12 protein-coding genes are annotated in these 18,254 nt (G+C 67.6%); 4 read left to right on the top strand and 8 right to left on the bottom strand.

Features of this window, described 5'->3' with window-relative positions:
* The first annotated feature begins 33 nt into the window (after positions 1-33).
* The gene (locus ACTJJX_RS18970) at positions 34-849 is read left to right on the top strand and encodes a sulfite exporter TauE/SafE family protein (protein ID WP_003159593.1); all 816 of its coding nucleotides are present in this window, start codon (positions 34-36) and stop codon (positions 847-849) included.
* Between the two features lie 125 nt (positions 850-974).
* On the opposite strand, the gene ACTJJX_RS18965 is transcribed toward ACTJJX_RS18970, so the two are convergent.
* Both ACTJJX_RS18965 and ACTJJX_RS18960 read right to left on the bottom strand, forming a co-directional pair.
* A complete protein-coding gene (locus ACTJJX_RS18965) occupies positions 975-2,390 on the bottom strand; it encodes an amino acid permease (RefSeq protein WP_003103066.1) in 1,416 nt (471 codons plus the stop codon).
* A gap of 430 nt (positions 2,391-2,820) precedes the next feature.
* A complete protein-coding gene (locus ACTJJX_RS18960; protein ID WP_009875978.1) occupies positions 2,821-3,030 on the bottom strand; it encodes a hypothetical protein in 210 nt (69 codons plus the stop codon).
* 154 nt (positions 3,031-3,184) lie between these two features.
* On the opposite strand from ACTJJX_RS18960, the gene ACTJJX_RS18955 reads away from it, so the two are divergent.
* Positions 3,185-6,310, top strand: coding sequence for a transglycosylase domain-containing protein (locus tag ACTJJX_RS18955; RefSeq protein WP_016851959.1), 3,126 nt, complete (start codon positions 3,185-3,187; stop codon positions 6,308-6,310).
* Positions 6,311-6,314: 4 nt separating this feature from the next.
* Here the strand turns inward: ACTJJX_RS18955 and ACTJJX_RS18950 are convergent, their stop codons facing one another.
* From ACTJJX_RS18950 to azoR1, 3 genes are read right to left on the bottom strand one after another with little or no spacing between them, the layout of a single operon-like run.
* Positions 6,315-7,478: an AAA family ATPase gene (locus ACTJJX_RS18950; protein WP_003109755.1), complete on the bottom strand. Its 1,164-nt coding sequence runs from the start codon at positions 7,476-7,478 to the stop codon at positions 6,315-6,317.
* 55 nt (positions 7,479-7,533) lie between these two features.
* Entirely contained in the window at positions 7,534-7,839 is a 306-nt protein-coding gene (locus tag ACTJJX_RS18945; RefSeq protein WP_003103070.1) for a DMT family transporter, read from the bottom strand.
* A 9-nt stretch (positions 7,840-7,848) separates the two neighbouring features.
* A complete protein-coding gene (azoR1, locus tag ACTJJX_RS18940; RefSeq protein WP_016851960.1) occupies positions 7,849-8,487 on the bottom strand; it encodes an FMN-dependent NADH-azoreductase AzoR1 in 639 nt (212 codons plus the stop codon).
* A gap of 126 nt (positions 8,488-8,613) precedes the next feature.
* Here azoR1 and ACTJJX_RS18935 point away from each other — a divergent pair, with 126 nt between their 5' ends.
* Entirely contained in the window at positions 8,614-9,543 is a 930-nt protein-coding gene (locus ACTJJX_RS18935; protein WP_004348238.1) for a LysR substrate-binding domain-containing protein, read from the top strand.
* Between the two features lie 144 nt (positions 9,544-9,687).
* Here the strand turns inward: ACTJJX_RS18935 and putP are convergent, their stop codons facing one another.
* Both putP and putA read right to left on the bottom strand, forming a co-directional pair.
* Positions 9,688-11,208 carry a sodium/proline symporter PutP gene (gene putP / locus ACTJJX_RS18930; RefSeq protein WP_003103073.1) on the bottom strand — a complete coding sequence of 507 codons (1,521 nt, stop codon included), beginning with the start codon at positions 11,206-11,208 and terminating at the stop codon, positions 9,688-9,690.
* A 311-nt stretch (positions 11,209-11,519) separates the two neighbouring features.
* Positions 11,520-14,702 (bottom strand): bifunctional proline dehydrogenase/L-glutamate gamma-semialdehyde dehydrogenase PutA, encoded by a 3,183-nt coding sequence (gene putA, locus ACTJJX_RS18925; RefSeq protein WP_003085590.1) that lies wholly within the window; start codon positions 14,700-14,702, stop codon positions 11,520-11,522.
* A gap of 463 nt (positions 14,703-15,165) precedes the next feature.
* Here putA and ACTJJX_RS18920 point away from each other — a divergent pair, with 463 nt between their 5' ends.
* Positions 15,166-17,229 (top strand): TonB-dependent receptor, encoded by a 2,064-nt coding sequence (locus tag ACTJJX_RS18920; RefSeq protein WP_016851961.1) that lies wholly within the window; start codon positions 15,166-15,168, stop codon positions 17,227-17,229.
* Between the two features lie 121 nt (positions 17,230-17,350).
* On the opposite strand, the gene ACTJJX_RS18915 is transcribed toward ACTJJX_RS18920, so the two are convergent.
* Entirely contained in the window at positions 17,351-18,103 is a 753-nt protein-coding gene (locus ACTJJX_RS18915; protein WP_003085585.1) for an AraC family transcriptional regulator, read from the bottom strand.
* Positions 18,104-18,254: the final 151 nt, after the last annotated feature.

The following is an 18,254-nucleotide window of genomic DNA, read 5'->3' as shown; positions in this document are numbered from 1 at the left end:
GCTGGCCTTCCGCTCTCGCTCCGGAAACCCGCCATGTTCTATCTCCTGCTCTTTCTCTGCGGCTGCCTCACCGGGGTCAGCGCCGTGTTGTTCGGCTTTGGCGGCGGCTTCGTGGTGGTGCCGCTGCTCTATCACCTGCTGCAACTCGGTCGCGCCGCCGACGACCCGCTGGCCCAGGCGGCCATGCAGGTCGCGGTGGCCACCTCGACCTGCGTGATGATCGTCAACGCCGCCCTCGCCACCTATCGCCACCGGCGCGCCGGCAGCCTGCTGCGCGCCTATGTCTGGCCGCTGGGCGCGTACATCGGTATCGGCGCGGTGCTTGGCGCGGCGCTGGTCGGCCTGGCCAGCGGCGACTTCATTCGCCTGGCCTTCGTCGCCTACCTCGCCATCACCATCCTCGACTGCCTGTTGCGTCGCGGCTTCCTCAGCCGCGCCGAGGAGCGCCAGGCGCGGCCGCTGGGCGTCGGCGAGACGCGCCTGGGCGGAACGCTGATCGGTGCGATCGCCACCTTCCTCGGCGTCGGAGGCAGCGTGATGACCGTACCACTGCTGCGCCGCTGCGGGCTGAGCATGACCCAGGCGACCTCCATGGCCAACCCGCTGAGCCTGCCGGTGGCTCTTGGCGGCACCCTTACCTACCTGGTCCTGGCCGGCTACCAGGAGCAAGGCCTGGGCCGAGGCTTCGTCGGCTACATCGACCTGCTGGCCTTCGCCACCCTGGCCGGCGGCGGCTGGCTCGGCATCCGCCTGGCGACCCCGCTGATCGGGCGGATTCCCGATGCGCTGCATGCACGGGTGTACGTCGGCCTGCTGGCGGCGGTGATGCTGAGCATGCTGGCGGGCTGATGCCCCAGCCTGGGTAGGGCGAATAACGCCAACGGCATTATCCGCCGGATGCACCGGACCGGATATCGGCGCAACGAAAAAAGGGCCTCGTCCGAGGCCCCTTTTCTTTTCCGGCGCTACACCGCTCAGGACGCCGCGCGGCTTACCGAGCCGGTGCCGGCAGGCTCCTTCGGCGCCAGGTTGAAGGCGTAGTACAGGACGGTCAGCAGCAGGATGAACGGCGGGCCGATGTAGAGGGCGATGCGGGTGTCCTCGAAGAAGGCCATCAGCACCACCACCATCACCAGGAACGCCAGCGCCAGGTAGGAACTGACCGGGTACAGCCACATGCGGTATTGCAGCTTGTCGCACTCGGCCGGGCTGAGCGTCTTGCGGAAGCGCAACTGGGCCAGCAGGATCATCGCCCAGGTCCAGATCGCGCCGAAGGTGGCGATGGAAGTCACCCAGACGAATACCTTCTCCGGCACCAGGTAGTTCAGCAACACGCCCAGCAGCAGCGCCAGGATCGACAGGATTAGCGCCCGGCGCGGTACGCCGCTGCGCGAGGCCTTGCCGAAGAAGGCCGGGGCCTGGCGATGCTGGGCCAGGCTGTAGAGCATGCGCCCGGTACTGAAGATGCCGCCATTGCAGGACGACAGTGCGGCGGTGATCACCACGAAGTTGATGATCCCGGCGGCGGTCTTGATGCCCATGCGCTCGAAGGTCATCACGAAGGGGCTGCCCTGGGTGCCGATCTCGTTCCACGGATAGAGCGACATGATCACGAACAGCGAGCCGACATAGAACAGCAGGATGCGCCAGAACACCGAGTTGATCGCGCTGGGAATGGTCTTGGTCGGGTTACGCGCTTCGCCGGCGGTGAGGCCGATCATTTCCACCCCGAGGTAGGCGAACATCACCATCTGCAGCGACATCAGCACGCCCTGGATGCCATTGGGCATGAAGCCGCCGTGGGCCCAGAGGTTGGAGATGCCGGTGGCGATGCCGTCGTTGCCGAAGCCGAAGGCGATCATGCCGATGCCGACCACCACCATCGCCAGGATGGTGACGATCTTGATCAGGGCGAACCAGAACTCGAACTCGCCGAAGGCACGCACCGCGATGAGGTTGATCGTGCCCATGCTCGCCAGGGCCGCCAGGGCCCAGATCCAGCGCGGCACGTCGGGGAACCAGATACCCATGTAGACGGCGACGGCGGTGATTTCGGCGACACAGGTCACCAGCCAGAGGAACCAGTAGTTCCAGCCGGTGATGAAGCCCGCCAGCGGGCCCAGGTAGTCCTTGGCGTACTGGCTGAAGGAACCGGCCACCGGATTGTGTACCGCCATCTCGCCGAGGGCGCGCATGATCACCAGGATCGCCAGGCCGCCGAGGATGTAGGAGATCATGATGGCCGGGCCGGCCATCTGGATGGCCTTCGCCGAGCCCAGGAACAGGCCGACGCCGATACAGGCGCCGAGCGCCATCAGGCGGATGTGTCGCTCACCGAGCTCGCGCTTCAGGGAGCCGTCTTGAACCTTCTGTTCGCCGACAGACGACATGGGAACAACCTCATTTTGTTATTGAGATAGATCAGTTGCGGACTCGCTCGTGCGGTCGGGGTAGGGAAGCGGATTTCGCCAACGGCGCGGCCCCTGCGCGATACCGCACAGCGGGCGACGACGGGGCGTCATAGGTTCCAGGACTGCACACCGGAAGAGGCTGTCCGCTCTCGTGGAGCGAACGTGGGCATTGCGGGAGTCGACTACAACTGAGGTCGGGCCGGAGTTTTACACAAGATTTCAAGGCCGTCATGCCCCGCGATGGGGCAACTGGACCAAAGGCGTAAGGACCGCCAACGCTGAATGGATTCACTCCCTGGGCCGCGCGCGCGGCAGCAGGGACAGCGGCCGGCCGAGCCGGGAGTGGACGGTTTCGCGCTGGCCTTGCAGGCGCCAGCTGCGCTCGAGCAGCCGGCTGCGCTGCATGGGGTCAGCGCAGGGGTTCGCGGCAGCGGAGATCGCGGTAGGGGCCGTCGAGCCTGACCCAGCCGTCTCCCGGCGAGGTCTGCATGCAGGCGACCTGGCCGTCGAGCTTGCTCTGCCATTTGTAGAAGGGCGCCGGCGCGGCCTGCGCCGCGAGGCCGGAGAAACCCGCCAGGACGACACCGACGAGAAGGGGGAAAAGTGTGCGCATCGACATTCCGGACCCGAAACACAAGGAACTCAGACAGACACTCTAACCCCTGCGCCACGCCGCTCCAATCCTCGGTCGTCCGATTGCCGCCGGGGAGATTTTCCTTGCACGAATGACAGCAGGGTTGCAGCGGGACAACTAGACTTCCCCCCAGGTGCGGATGAATTGCGCAGCTACAGGCGGTGCGAGCATGGGTGCATCAGAACGATCCACGAACGACCCTTCCGAGCTGCAACCCTGCAGTCTCCCTGCCTCCGCTTCTCCTCGAAAAAGCCGTCTCCGCCAACGCCTGATGCTGATCGGCTTCGCCTTGCCGATCCTCGCCGCGGTGGGCATCGTGGTACTTCACGAAGCGCACACCTCGCGGCTGCAGGCACGCGAGCTGGCACGCTATGCCGCGACCCTGGACTACGAGGTGCGCCAGGGTCCCAGCGAGGCCATCCTGTTCCCGGCGGACGGCCCCTTCGACCGCCGCCTCGGCTACCAGTTGCTGCCTTCGTTCATGCAGCGCCTGTACGACCGCGACTACGCCATCACCCGCCAGGCGCACTTCTCCCCGGCACTGATGCGCTACGCCGAACACCGGCTGTTCCCGCCCTACGCGGAAAAGGCCCAGGCCGGGCTGGACATCGCCGATTGCCGCGGCGTGCCGATCTACGACTTCCGCTATCCGCAACGGCGCTACGCGAACTTCGCCAGCCTGCCGCCGCTGGTGGTGCAGAGCCTGCTGTTCATCGAGAACCGCGACCTGCTCGATCACGAACGCCCCTACCTCAACCCGGCGGTGGACTGGGGTCGCTTCACCCAGGCGGCGCTGTCGCAGGTCGGCAAGATGCTCGGCTTCAGCGCGCACTCCTCCGGCGGCAGCACCCTGGCGACCCAGATCGAGAAATACCGCCACTCTGCCGAAGGGCGCACCGGCAGCATCGGCGACAAGCTGCGGCAGATGCTCTCGGCCAGCGTACGCAGCTATCGCGAAGGCCCGGCCAACTTCGCTGCGCGCCAGGACATCGTGCTCACCTACCTCAACTCGGTGCCACTGTCGGCGGCGCCGGGCTACGGCGAGGTCACCGGCCTGGCCGATGGCCTGTGGGTCTGGTACGGCGCCGACTACCGGCAGGTCGGCGAGGCACTCGACGGCAAGGCCGGACTCGCCGCCCAGGGCCTGGCCCTGCGCCAGGTGCTGGCGCTGATGATCGCCCACCGCCGGCCTTCCTTCTATCTGGCGCCGCGCGGCCGCGACGAGCTGGACCGGATGACCGACAGCCACCTGCGGGTCCTGACCCAGGCCGGCGTCATCGAGGCGCCGTTACGCGATGCGGCGCTGGCGCAGAAGCTGGCGTTCCGCGACCCACGCAGCCAGCCGACGGTGCAACCGCTGCCGACCAACAAGGGCGTGACCCTGGCTCGCACCCGCCTGGCCGGGATGCTCGGCGTGCCACTGTACGACCTCGACCGTCTCGACCTGCGGGCCAATACCACCCTCCAGCACGAGTTGCAGGAAAGCGTCACCGCCTACTTGCAGAAACTCGCCGACCCGGACTACGCCGCCCAGCTCGGGCTGATCGGCGAACGCCTGCTGACCCCGACCTCGACCCGCTCGGTACGCTACAGCTTCACCCTGTTCGAACGTACGCCGAGCGGCAACCAGGTGCGGGTGCAGACCGACAACACCGACCAGCCCTTCGACATCAACGAAGGCAGCAAGCTGGAGTTGGGCTCCACCGCCAAGCTACGGGTGCTGGCCAGCTACCTGGAGACCGTCGCGCAGATCCACCGCGACTATGGCGGCATGAGCGTCGCCGAGCTGCGCAAGGTGGAAGTGGAGCCGCTCGATTTCATCCTCCGCTGGGGCATCGACTACCTGGTCGCCAGCCGCGACCGCGATCTTTCCGCGATGCTCCAGGCGGCCATGGAACGGCGCTATTCGGCCAGCCCCTACGAGAGCTTCTTCACCGGCGGCGGGCTGCACACCTTCAACAACTTCCGCAAGGAAGACAACGGCCGCCGGCCGATGCTGCTGGAAGCCCTGCGCGAATCGATCAACCTGCCCTTCGTGCGCCTGCTGCGCGACCTGATCCGCCACGATATCTACCAGAACGCCGGGAGCAAGGTGCAGTTGCTGGCCGACGACAAGGACCCGCGCCGCGCCGACTACCTCGACCGTTTCGTCGACAAGGAAAGCCAGGTCTACCTGCGCCGCTTCTGGGTCAAGTACCGCGACAAGGACGCCAACCAGCGCCTGGAGACCTTCCTCGACGGCCTGCGTCCCTGGCCGGTGCGGCTGGCCGCGATCCACCGCTACCTGCAGCCACAGGCCGACCTGGCGAGCTTCAGCGCCTTCCTCCGCGAACGCCTGCCCCGCGGCAGCCTGACCGACAAGCGCGCCGCCGAGCTGTACGAGCGCTACGGCCCGGGCAAGTTCAACCTCAACGACCAGGGCTACGTCGCCCGCGTGCACCCGCTGGAGCTATGGCTGCTCGGCTATCTGCAGAAGCAGCCGCAGGCGACCTTCGGCGAGGCGGTGGCGGCCAGCGGCGCCGAGCGCAAGGAGGTCTACGGCTGGCTGTTCAAGTCGCGGCACAAGAACGCCCGCGACAAGCGCATCCGCATCCTGCTGGAGGTGGAGGCCTTCCTCGACCTGCACCAGCAATGGAAGAAACTCGGCTATCCCTTCGATCACCTGGTGCCCTCCTACGCCACCGCCCTGGGCAGCTCCGGCGACCGCCCGGCGGCGCTGGCCGAACTGATGGGGATCATCGTCAACGATGGCGTGCGCATGCCGACCCTGCGCCTGGAGCACCTCGACTTCGCCCTGGGTACGCCCTACGAGACGCGCTTCGCCCCGGAAGCCACCCTCGGCCAGCGGGTGATGACCTCGGAGGTCTCCACGACCCTGCGCAACGCGCTGTCCCAGGTGGTCGACGCCGGCACCGCGCGGCGCCTGCAAGGCACCTTCAGCCGTCCGGACGGCGCGCCACTGGTGATGGGCGGCAAGACCGGCACCGGCGACAACCGCCTGCAGACCTTCAGCGCCGGCGGCCACGTGCGCAGTTCGAAGGCACTGAACCGCACCGCCACTTTCGTCTTCTACATCGGCCCGCGGCACTTCGGTACCCTCACCGCCTACGTCGACGGCAGCGAGTCGAGCCAGTTCAAGTTCACCTCGGCCCTGCCAGTGCAGGTACTCAAGGGCATGGCACCGCTCCTCAGGGACTACCTCGACCCACGCACCGCCACCCGCTGCCAGGTACCGTTGTCGCCGCAACAGATCGGCCGCCTGTAGCGGTTCAGCGCACCGGCCAGTACCAGGCCGGCCGGTCCAGCTCGCGCAGCCCCTGGATGCGGGTCTCGCCGAAGTCCTTCTCCAGCCCCAGCGAATGGCATTCCGGGTGCTCTTCGAGCGTCGCGACAAGCCGCGCGGCGTGCGACACCACCAGCACCTGGGAGTGCTGCGCGGCCTGGCCGACCAGGCGCCCGAGGGCCGGCAGCAGGTCGGGATGCAGGCTGGTTTCCGGTTCGTTGAGCACCAGCAGCGCCGGCGGCCGCGGCGACAACAGGGCGGCGATCCACAGCAGGTAGCGCAGGGTGCCGTCCGACAGCTCCGCGGTGCGCAGCGGCCGCAGCAGGCCGGGCTGCTCGATCAGCACTTCGAAGCGCCCTCCCGGGTTGTCGATGTGCAGGCGGCTGCCGGGAAAGGCATCGTCCACCGCCTCGTCCAGCGCCGCCGCATCACCGATCTCGCGGATGGTCTGCAGGGCCGCGGCCAGGTCGGCGCCGTCGGCGCCCAGCACCGGCGTATGGGTGCCGATCTGCGGCCGCCGCGCCGGTGCCTCGGCGTCGCTGCGGAAATGGTCGTAGAAGCGCCAGGAGCGGATCCGCTCGCGCAGGCCGAGCAGTTCCGGCACCTGTCGCGGGTCCACCGCCGCGCCCAGCATGCTGTCGAAGGTGGCGAGGTGCTGCGCCGCCACTTCCCAGCGACCGCCGCCGCCGCGTGCGCGCAACAACGGCCCGCGACGGTCGACGAGGACATTGGCCGGGCGCAGGAACGGGCCGGCCCAGATGCATTCGCGCTTGATCACCGGGTCGAGACCGAACTTGCTCTGGCTTGGCTCCGGCAGGCCGAGGTCGATGCAATAACCGAAATCCTCCCCGGCGAAGCCCAGGCGCAGGTTCACCGACTGCCGGCGCACGCTGCCTTCGATCGGCTGGGCGCCACTGCGCATGGCCCGGCTGATGTCCTCCGGTCCCGCCCACAGGGTCGATGGCAGGCCGCCCTCGCGCGCCAGCGACGGGATCACTTCGCCGCGCGCGCTGTCCGCCAGCAGGCGCAAGGCCCGGTAGACGTTGGACTTGCCGGCGCCGTTGGCGCCGGTGATCAGGTTCAGGCGCCGCAGCGGCATCACCAGGTCGCGCAGGGTGCGGTAGTTGGACACCGCCAGGGTGGTCAGCATGGCTGCTCTCGAAGGAACGGAAACGCGGCCGATTGTAGGCCAAATGCCGCATCGCTTACTTGAGCCCGGCCACCCCGGCGACGATCAACCCGACAGAAACCAGCTTCACCGCCGTCAGGCTCTCGCCAAGCAGCAGGACGCCGAGGAACACCGTGCCCAGCGAGCCGATCGCGGTCCAGATCGGATAGGCGACGCTGACCGGCAACTCGCGCAGCGCCAGGGTCAGGAAATAGATCCCGCCGATCGCCGCGACCACCGTCAGCAACGACGGCCAGAGCCTGCCGAAGCCGTTGGAGAACTTCATGCCCATGGCGAAGGCGACCTCGAAGGCCGCCGCCACCAGCAGATGGAACCAGGCCATGGCGGCTCCTCAGGCCGACCGCGCCAGCGCCAGCAGGCGCTGTTCCGCCTCGGCGCAGGAGTCCTCGAAGGACCTGCCGCCGGATTCCTCGCCTTCCGCCGCGACCACCGTGACCTCGTCGATGCCGATGAAACCCAGCGCGGTGCGCAACCAGGGATCGGCGTGGTTCATCGCCTGGTTCTCGCCGCCCGGGCCGAAGCCATGGCCACCGCGACTGGTGACGATCAGCGCACGTTTGCCACGCAGCAGCGGCCGGTACTGGGCGATGCCATTGTCGAGGACGAAATCGAAGGTCGCCCCGAGGCGCACGATCTGGTCGATCCAGGCCTTCAGGCCGCTGGGCACGCTGAAGTTGTACATCGGCGTGGAGATCACCAGCAGGTCGCTGTCGAACAGTTCGCCGACCAGTTGGTCGCTCAGCGCCAGGTCGGCCTGCATCGCCAGCGAACGCTGTTCCGGCTGGGGATGGAAGGCGGCGGCGACGAAGGCCTCGGTGACCGCCGGAAGCGGTACCCGGCCGACTTCGCGGCGAGCCACGCGGGCCTGCGGATGGGCTTCGCGATAGGCCGCCAGGAAAACCTCGGCGAGACGCCGGGATTGCGAGCGATCGCCTCGCGGGCTGGCATGCACTGCAAGAATTCTACTCATCTGTATCTCCTTGGATTCGGCTAGACTCGAATGGCCTCAAGGCCCTTCTCCTGGAGCCAGAAATTATTGGCAGCGGGGGTTCCCGACAAATGAGCAATAGTTGTTCAGGGTGAATTCAGTTCACCCATGGAGATTCCCATGTTCGCTTCCCTGCCGCTGACCGCGTTGCGCACCTTCGAATCGGCGGCCCGCCAGTCGAGCTTCAAGGCCGCCGCCGAGGAGCTTGCGGTAACGCCAACCGCGGTTTCCCACCAGATCCGTTCGCTGGAAGCCTGGCTCGGCGTACCGCTGTTCCAGCGTCTGCCACGGAAAGTGCGCCTGACCGACTGCGGCGAACGGCTGTTCCGCAGCCTGCACGGGGCCCTACTGGAAATTTCGCAGAGCGTCGACACCCTGCGTCCGCAGCGCAGCGGCGGCAACCTGACGGTCTCCACCACCCCGGCCTTCGCCGCCCTCTGGCTGGTGCCGCGTCTCGGCCGCTTCTACGCCGCGCACCCGCAGATCAACCTGCGCCTGGACACCAACTGCGAAGTCCTCGACCTGCACCAGGACGCCAGCATCGACCTGGTGATCCGCTACAGCCTCGACGACTACCCGAACTTCTACGGTCTCTGCCTGTTCGACGAATGCTTCGCGGTCTACGGCTCGCCGGCCCAGGTCGCCCTGGCCGGAGAACGGCAGCCGACCCTGATCAGCGTGCGCTGGCACAACTCCAGGCTCTACGCCCACGGCTGGGAGGCCTGGTGCGCGCAGGCCGGCGAAGACTGGATGGAGGGCCAGCCGGTGATCCGCCAGTACGACGAGGAGCACTATGCCCTGCAGGCGGCCATCGCCGGCCAGGGACTGGTGCTGGCCAGTTCGATCCTGGTTTCGGAAAGCGTCGCCAGCGGCCTGCTGCAACCCTACAGAGCGGATATCAGTGTCGACGGCGCCGGCTACAGCGCGCTATGCGTGCCCGGACGGGAACGTCATCCGCCGGTGAAGGCATTCTTCGAATGGCTGAGGCTGGAGGCACGACAGTCGGGGCACGCTTGCCGGCTGGAGCGGGACGCCTGAGCGGCGCGGCGGGACAGGGACAACGCGGCTGCCGTTATCCGTCCTGCGCGGAGAGGCGCAGCAGCCGCCGGACAAAACGACGGCCCGCACCTTGCGGGGCGGGCCGTCTCCATGCGCGGGCGCTTTACCCGCCCGCAGGCTCGATCAGCGCTGGGTTACCGGAGCGGCGGAACCCTGGTGCGCCTCGCGGTACTCCTGCTCCGCATCGTCGAAGCGCTTGAGCATGCTCGTCGAAGGCGCCTTGCCGAGCAGGCTGAAGACGACGATGGCGACGCTGGCGAAGAGGAAGCCGGGGATGATCTCGTACAGGCCGGTCCAGCCCAACAGGTTCTTCCACAGGATCACCGTCGCCGCGCCGACGATCATGCCGGCCAGCGCGCCGTTGCGGGTCATCCGCTTCCACAGCAGGGAGAACAGCACCAGCGGGCCGAAGGCGGCGCCGAAGCCGGCCCAGGCATAGGACACCAGGCCGAGCACGCGGTTTTCCGGGTTGGAGGCCAGCCAGATGGCGATCACCGCCACCAGCAGCACCATGGCGCGACCGACCCAGACCAGTTCCAGCTGGCTGGCGCCCTTGCGCAGGAAGGCCTTGTAGAAGTCCTCGGTGAGCGCCGAGGAGCAGACCAGCAGCTGGCAGCTCAGGGTGCTCATGACCGCGGCGAGGATGGCGGACAGCAACACGCCGGCGATCCACGGGTTGAACAGGATCTTGGCCAGCTCGATGAATACCCGCTCGGGGTTCTCGCTGACCGCGCCGGCCTGCTCCGGATGCGCCTGGAAGTAGGCGATGCCGAAGAAGCCCACGGCCACGGCGCCACCGAGGCAGAGGATCATCCAGGTCATGGAGATGCGGCGCGCGGCAGGGATCGATTTCACCGAGTCGGCGGCCATGAAGCGCGCCAGGATGTGCGGCTGGCCGAAGTAGCCCAGGCCCCAGGCCATCAGCGAGATCACGCCGATGAAGGAGGCGCCCTTGAGCATGTCGAAGCTGGTCGCGTCCTTCAGCTCGATGGCGGTGAAGGTCGGCTCGACGCCGCCGGTGGCGAGCATCACGATCACCGGGGTGAGGATCAGCGCGAAGATCATCAGCGAGGCCTGCACGGTGTCGGTCCAGCTCACCGCGAGGAAGCCACCGATGAAGGTGTAGGCGATGGTCGCCGCGGCGCCGGCCCACAGCGCGGTCTCGTAGGAGAGGCCGAAGGTGCTCTCGAACAGGCGCGCACCGGCGACGATGCCGGAAGCGCAGTAGATGGTGAAGAACACCAGGATCACCAGGGCCGAGAAGATCCGCAGCAGGCGGCTGTTGTCCTCGAAGCGGTTGGTGAAGTAGTCGGGCAGGGTCAGCGCGTTGCCGTTGTGCTCGGTCTGCACCCGCAGGCGGCCGGCGACGAACAGCCAGTTGAGGTAGGCGCCGACGATCAGGCCGATGGCGATCCAGCTTTCGGACAGGCCCGACAGGTACACCGCGCCGGGCAGGCCCATCAGCAGCCAGCCGCTCATGTCGGAGGCGCCGGCGGACAGCGCCGTGACGAAGCTGCCGAGGCTGCGGCCACCGAGGATGTAGTCGGAGAAGTTGTTGGTGGAGCGATATGCCGCCAGGCCGATCAGGACCATGGCCGCGATGTAGATCACGAAGGTGATCAGCGTGGGCGTATTGACACTCATAGGGACTCCCCTATTGCTTGTTTTTATCCGGGCCCTTGCGTGTGCAAGCAACGGGTAGCGGGCCCTTGGTTGGCAGAATGGCGCTTGTGGCGTCACTCCGTGAGCGCTTGCCGGAGCAAGCCGGAAACGTGGGTGGCCTCAAACGAGTCCGAACAGGCCCACGCCTCACGATCCCTCCCCTGTCGGGCAGGGAAAATCGTCCTTTATGGTCCGTTCCGGGCACGCACCGGAACGGCGGTCATTTCCCTCGGCGTTCGCTGCGGCGAACCCCGGAAACCGACCCGGGCGCCAAGGCGCCCGGGAACGGAGTATCACTCGGCGTCGGCCAGCGACAGCAGCGACGCGTTGCCGCCCACCGCGGTGGTGTTCACCGACGTGGTGCGCTCGCTGACGAAACGCAGCAGGTAGTTCGGCCCGCCGGCCTTGGGACCGGTGCCGGACAGGCCGTGGCCGCCGAACGGTTGCACGCCCACCACCGCGCCGATCTGGTTGCGGTTGATGTAGAGGTTGCCGACCCGCGCCAGCTCTTCGATGCGACGGGCGGTTTCCTCGTTGCGGCTATGGACCCCCATGGTCAGGCCGAAACCGGTGGCGTTGATCGCCTGCACGACCTTTTCCAGGTCCTGCGCGGCATAACGCACCACGTGCAGCACCGGGCCGAAGTTCTCTTTCTTCAGCTCGTCGATGCCGCTGATCTCGAACGCGACGGGAGCGACGAAGTGACCGTTCAGGTTGCCCGGCACCTTGGTCTCGGCGATCAGCTTGCCGGCGGCCTTCAGCGCGGCGATGTGCTGCTCCAGGCCGGCCTTGGCCTCGGCGTCGATCACCGGGCCGACGTCGCTGACGCGCACGTCGGTCGGGCCGACCTTCAGCTCGGCCATGGCGCCCTTGAGCAACTCGATCACCCGCTCGGCGATGTCCTGCTGCACGTACATCACGCGCAGCGCGGAGCAGCGCTGGCCGGCGCTGGTGAACGCGGATTGTACCGCATCCTTGATCACCTGTTCCGGCAAAGCGGTGGAATCGACGATCATCGCGTTCTGCCCGCCGGTCTCGGCGATCAGGGTGGCGATGGCGCCGGGCTTCTCGGCCAGTTGGCGGTTGATGATGCGGGCGGTGTCGGTGGAGCCGGTGAAGGCCACCCCGGCGACCCGCGCGTCACGGCAGAACACGCCGCCGAGGGTGGCGCCGTCGCCCGGCAGCAGGGCGATAACGTCCTTCGGCAGGCCTGCTTCGAACATCAGTTCGACGGTGCGCGCGGCGATCAGGCTGGTCTGCTCGGCCGGCTTGGCCAGCACAGTGTTGCCGGCCACCAGCGCGGCGCTGATCTGGCCGAGGAAGATCGCCAGCGGGAAGTTCCACGGGCTGACGCAGGCGAAGATGCCGCGGCCTTCGTAGAACAGCTCGTTGCGCTCGCCGGTCGGGCCGCGCAGTTCCTCGCGGACCAGGCGCTGGCGGGCCTGCTGGGCGTAGTAGCGGCAGAAGTCGACCGCCTCGCGGATCTCGTCGATACCGTCCTGCAACGACTTGCCGGCTTCCAGGGTGCACAGCGCCATCAGCTCGCCGCGCTGGGCTTCCAGCAGGTCGGCGAGACGCTCGAGGATGCCGGCACGCTCGTCCACCGGGGTGGCGCTCCAGCGCGGCCAGGCCGCCTGCAACACGTCGAGGGCCTTGCCGGCCTGCTCGGCGGACGCGTACTGGACGCTGCCGACCAGCCTCTCCAGGTCGTACGGGCAACGCACTTCGTGGGCCGGGCCGGAGAGCTTCTCGCCGTTGACGATCGGCGCGGCTTGCCACTGGCGGGTCAGGTGCGGCTTGTAGGCGAGCTCCAGCTCGTTCCACTGGTTCTGGATGTTCATGTTGATGCCCTGGGAGTTTTTCCGCCCGGCGCCGAAGATCGCCTGGGGCAGAGGGATACGGTCGTTGGCCAGCGTCTTGAACTGGCGCAGTTGGGTAACCGGGTGCTGGATCAGCGTCTCCACCGGCACGCGCGGGTCCACCAGCTTGTGCACGAAGGAAGAGTTGGCGCCGTTCTCCAGCAGGCGGCGGACCAGGTACGGCAGCAGGTCCTTGTGCGCGCCGACCGGGGCGTAGATGCGCACGTTGCGGCGGTACTTCTCGATCACCGTGTCGTACAGCGCGTCGCCCATGCCGTGCAGGCGCTGGAACTCGAAGTCGCGCTCCTCGCCGCCGGCGGCCCTGGCTTCGTCGGCCAGGGCGAGGATGGCGGTCACGGTGTGGGCGTTGTGGCTGGCGAACTGCGGGTAGATCACCCCGCGGGTGTGCTCGCTGAGCAGGTAGCGGGCGCAGGCCAGGTAGGAAGTGTCGGTGCCTTCCTTGCGGGTGTAGACGGGGTAGCCATCGGCGCCCTGCACCTGGCACTGCTTGATCTCGCTGTCCCAGTAGGCACCCTTCACCAGGCGCAGCGGGATGCGTGCGCCAAGCTCGCGGCCGAGCAGGGTCAGCCATACCAGCACCGGCAGGCAGCGCTTGGAGTAGGCCTGGATGACCAGGCCGAACTCGCCCCAGCCGGCGATGGCCGGGTCGCGCATCAGCTTCTCGTAGAGTTCGAGGGACAGCTCCAGGCGATCGGCTTCCTCGGCGTCGATGGTGATGCCGACGTTCAGCTTGCGCGCGCGCACCGCCAGTTCCAGGACATTGGCGAACAGCTCGCTGAGCACCCGCTCGCGTTGCGCCACTTCGTAGCGCGGATGCAGCGCCGAGAGCTTGATCGAGATCGACGGCCGCGGCCCCGGACCGACCTGCGGCTCGGCGCCGACGGTGTCGATGGCCTGGCGGTAGTCGGCCATGTATTTCTCGGCGTCGGCGGCGGTCAGCGCGGCCTCGCCGAGCATGTCGAAGGAATAGGTGTAGCCCTGCTCGCGGCATGGACGACCGTTCTTCAGCGCTTCGGAGATGGTCCGGCCAAGCACGAACTGCTTGCCCATCAGCTTCATCGCCTGGTTCATCGCGGCGCGGATCACCGGTTCGCCAGAGCGCTGCACCAGCCGGCTGATGACGCTCGGGGCGCGGCCGTCGGTGCGTTCGTCGATGTTCACCACCTTGCCGGTCATCACCAGGCCCCAGGCGGCGAAATTGACCAGAACGTTGTCGCTCTGGCCGAGATGGCGCTGCCAGTCGGCGGCGGACAGCTTGTCGCGGATCAGCGCGTCGGCGGTCGCCGCGTCAGGCACACGCAACAGCGCCTCGGCCAGACACATCAGCATCAGGCCTTCCTGGGTGTCCAGGCTGTATTGGCGCAGGAGTGCGTCGAGGGTATCGACGGCGTTGTCCCGGCTGCGCACGGTTTCGATCAGTGCGCGGGCGTTGCGGCGGATAGCCTCGATGCCGTCGGGACCGGGGTCGGCGAGCTGCAGCAGTTCGCCCAGGTAGGCTTCCTCGTCGACCGCGTAGTTGGCGCTGATGACAGGGAAGAATTCGGCTGCGGACCGGGTCTGGTCCTCGCCCTGCAAGACGTGACTGGCTTTGAACATCACGCCCTCCTCTTGTGGAGCCATTGTTATTGAAAGAAGTCCGGCCAGGCGTCCATTGCCCGGGGCACCGCCGCCGGCGGGTTGTGCCGGCGGCGCGGCACATCCTGTGGCGCGGGAATACGGATCAGTATGGGTCAGGCCCATTCCGCCGGCGCGAGGCACCAGCGGATAGCGGAATGTAGTGGCTGCGAGAGGGGCGATTCTTGCGAAAGACTCTGGAGTTTTTGCGGAAAACTCCTGGCTGCGGAACTTTCCCGTTCCTCTTCGCCGGCAGGCATGCGGACATTGCCGCTGCACGTCGGCACGACGCCATGCAGAGTGGCTACGCGGGTCTACCGACACAAAAAGAAATAATATAACATCCCAATAAATACGCCGATCCGACCCCGTCGCCCTTCCTCCGGGAAGGGCCTGGGTTCGCTTTGGCCTGAAAAAAGTCCGACCCATGACCATGGAGCCCGCAATGTCCTCTTCCGGCCTTTTCCCTTCCCGTCCGCTCTGGCCTCTCACGCCACTGGCGCTGGCCTGCCTGATCGTTTCGGGGGAAACGCTCGGCGCCGACGGCCGCCCCAGCGAATTGCCCTCCCAGGTGATCACCGCCAACCCGCTGGGCAACGAATCTCCCGCCACGCCCAGCAGCGTGCTCGAAGGCGACGAGCTGACCCTGCGACAGAAAGGCAGCCTCGGCGAAACCCTCAACGGCCTGCCCGGGGTGTCCTCCACCTACTTCGGACCGGGCGCCAGCCGACCGGTGATCCGCGGCATGGACGGTGATCGCATCCGCCTGCTGCGCAACGGCGTCGGTGCGCTCGACGCCTCGTCGCTGTCCTACGACCACGCGGTGCCGGAAGACCCCAACAGCGTCGAGCGCCTGGAAGTGGTACGCGGCCCGGCCGCCCTGCTCTACGGCGGCAATGCCATCGGCGGGGTGGTGAACAGCTTCGACAACCGCATCCCCAGCGAACCCGTCGACGGCATCCACGGCAGCGGCGAACTGCGCTACGGCGGCGCCGACACCACCCGTAGCCGCTCCGGCGCACTGGAGGCCGGCGACGGCAACTTCGCCCTGCACGTGGACGCCGCCAGCCGCGAGTTCAACGACGTCAGGATTCCCGGCTACGCCCATTCCAGCCGCCAGCGGCAGATCGACGGCGACACCGGCAAGCATCGGGTGCAGAACAGCGACGGCCGCCAGGACGGCGGCGCCGTCGGTGGCTCCTATCACTGGGAGCACGGTTACGCCGGCCTCTCCTACAGCGGCTACGACAGCAACTATGGCTCGCCGGCCGAGGACGACGTGCGCCTGAAGATGCAGCAGGACCGCTACGCCTTCGCCTCCGAGATCCGCGACCTCGAAGGCCCGTTCACCTCGCTGAAGCTGGACGCCGCCTATACCAAGTACGAGCACAAGGAAATCGAGGACGGCGAGACCGGCACCACCTTCAAGAACGAAGGCTACGAAGGCCGCATCGAGGCCCGCCACCGCCCGCTCGGCCCGCTGAACGGGGTGGTCGGCGCGCAGTTCGCCAACAGCCGCTTCTCCGCCCTCGGCGAGGAAGCCTTCGTGCCGCACACGGAAACCGACAGCGCCGCGCTGTTCGCCCTGGAGGAATGGAAGCTCAGCGACCGCCTCGACCTCAGCTTCGGCGCCCGCCTGGAGCACACCCGCGTGGACCCCGACGCCAAGGGCAACGAGCGCTTCGCCGAGAACGACGGTTCGCAGAGCTTCACCACCGGCAGCCTGTCCACCGGCGCGGTGTACAAGCTGACGCCGATCTGGTCGCTGGCCGCCACCCTCAGCTACACCGAGCGCGCCCCGACCTTCTACGAGCTGTACGCCAACGGTCCGCACGCCGCCACCGGCACCTACGAGGTAGGCGATGCCGACGCGGACAAGGAAAAGGCGGTCTCCACCGACCTCGCCCTGCGCTTCGACAACGGCGTGCACAAGGGCAGCGTCGGGGTGTTCTACAGCCGCTTCTCCAACTACATCGGCCTGCTCGCCAGCGGTCGCCATCGCAACGAGGAAGGCGAAGTGGTCGCCGCCGGCGATGACGAGGCGCTGCCGGAATACCTCTACAGCGGCGTTCGCGCGGACTTCTACGGCGTCGAGGCGCAGGACCGCATCCACCTGCTGGAAAGCCCGTACGGCAACTTCGACCTGGAACTCTCCGGGGACTACACCCGCGCCAAGAACAAGGACACCGGCGAACCGCTGCCACGCATCGCCCCGCTGCGCCTGAACACCGCGCTGATCTGGGAGTTGCAGCAGTGGCAGGCGCGGGTCGACGTCGAACACGCCGCCTCGCAGCACCGCGTGCCGGAGGAAGAACTCTCCACCGACGGCTACACCACCCTCGGCGCCAGCCTCGGCTACAACTTCGACCTCGGCGAGAGCCGCTGGCTGGCCTTCGTCAAGGGCACCAACCTGACCAACCAGACCGTGCGCTACGCCAGTTCGATCCTGCGCGACCGGGTGCCGGCGACGGGACGCGGCATCGAGGCGGGGGTGAAGGTGGCGTTCTGAGACAGGCCGTGCGGGACGAATTCGCTCGGCGGATGACGTCCGCGCCGTTATCCGTATATGGACTCCTGCCGGTAGGGCGAATAACCGCCTGCGGTTATCCGCCGAAGGTGGCGGATGGCGCTCAGCCCTTGCGCAGCGACTTCGGCGTCAGCCCCAGGTAGCGGCGCATCGCCGTGGTCAGCGCGCTCTGGCTGGAGAAGCCGCATTCCTCGGCGATCCGCACCAGAGGCAGGCGGCTTTCCCGCAGCAACCGCGCGGCGCAGTCGAGGCGGACCTTGAGCAGGTACTGGTGCGGGGTCAGGCCGACGCTGTCCTTGAACTGCGCGTGGAAATGGCTCGGGCTGAGACAGGCGACCTGGGCCAGTTCGGCGACCGTGATGCGCCGCGCCAGGTTCCGCACGATATGCGCGTCCAGGCGCTCCAGGTCGAGCGGCCCGCTGGCCGCCAGGGGCTGCTGCTCGCCGAACAGGCGCAGGTGCAGGGCGCGGATCAGCACTCCGCCGAGGGCACGGGTCAGCAGCGGGTCGCTGCCGTAGCGGGCCAGTTCGGCGCCGGCGTAGCTGAGCAGGTTCTGGAAGTCGGCGTCCAGGGTCGGGTAGCGCGGCGCCTCGAACAGGCGCGCGAGCAGGTCGGGGTCTTCCGGGGTCGGGTTGTCCTCGCCCAGGTCGATGATCAGCATGCGGTTGTCGCCCACCCCGGCGAACACGTGGCCCGCCTCGCCCGGCACCAGGCAGGCGCGCATCCGGCAGACTTCCCCGCCACAGCCGTTGACCTCGAATTCGGCGCGCCCGGCCAGCGACATCACCAGTTGGTGATGCTCGTGGGCGTGGGTGTGCGACTGGTCGGGCAGACGGATGAGGCGGGTGTCGAACATGAACGGCAACTGCTCAATTTTTGCGCACTCTACTCGACTTGCCCGACGCTGCCCAGCACCTTGCCGCAAGTGGTACCTGCGTACCGCGTGCTGCGTGGAAACCTTCGGCAACATCCTTGAACGGACAGGGATTGAAACCCGCCCCCGGGGC

The sequence above is a fragment of the Pseudomonas sp. 22490 genome, from assembly GCF_052044465.1.
Lineage (GTDB): Bacteria > Pseudomonadota > Gammaproteobacteria > Pseudomonadales > Pseudomonadaceae > Pseudomonas > Pseudomonas aeruginosa.
The sequence above is the reverse complement of the archived record's forward strand: the minus strand, read 5'-3'. Positions and strand labels throughout refer to the sequence as shown.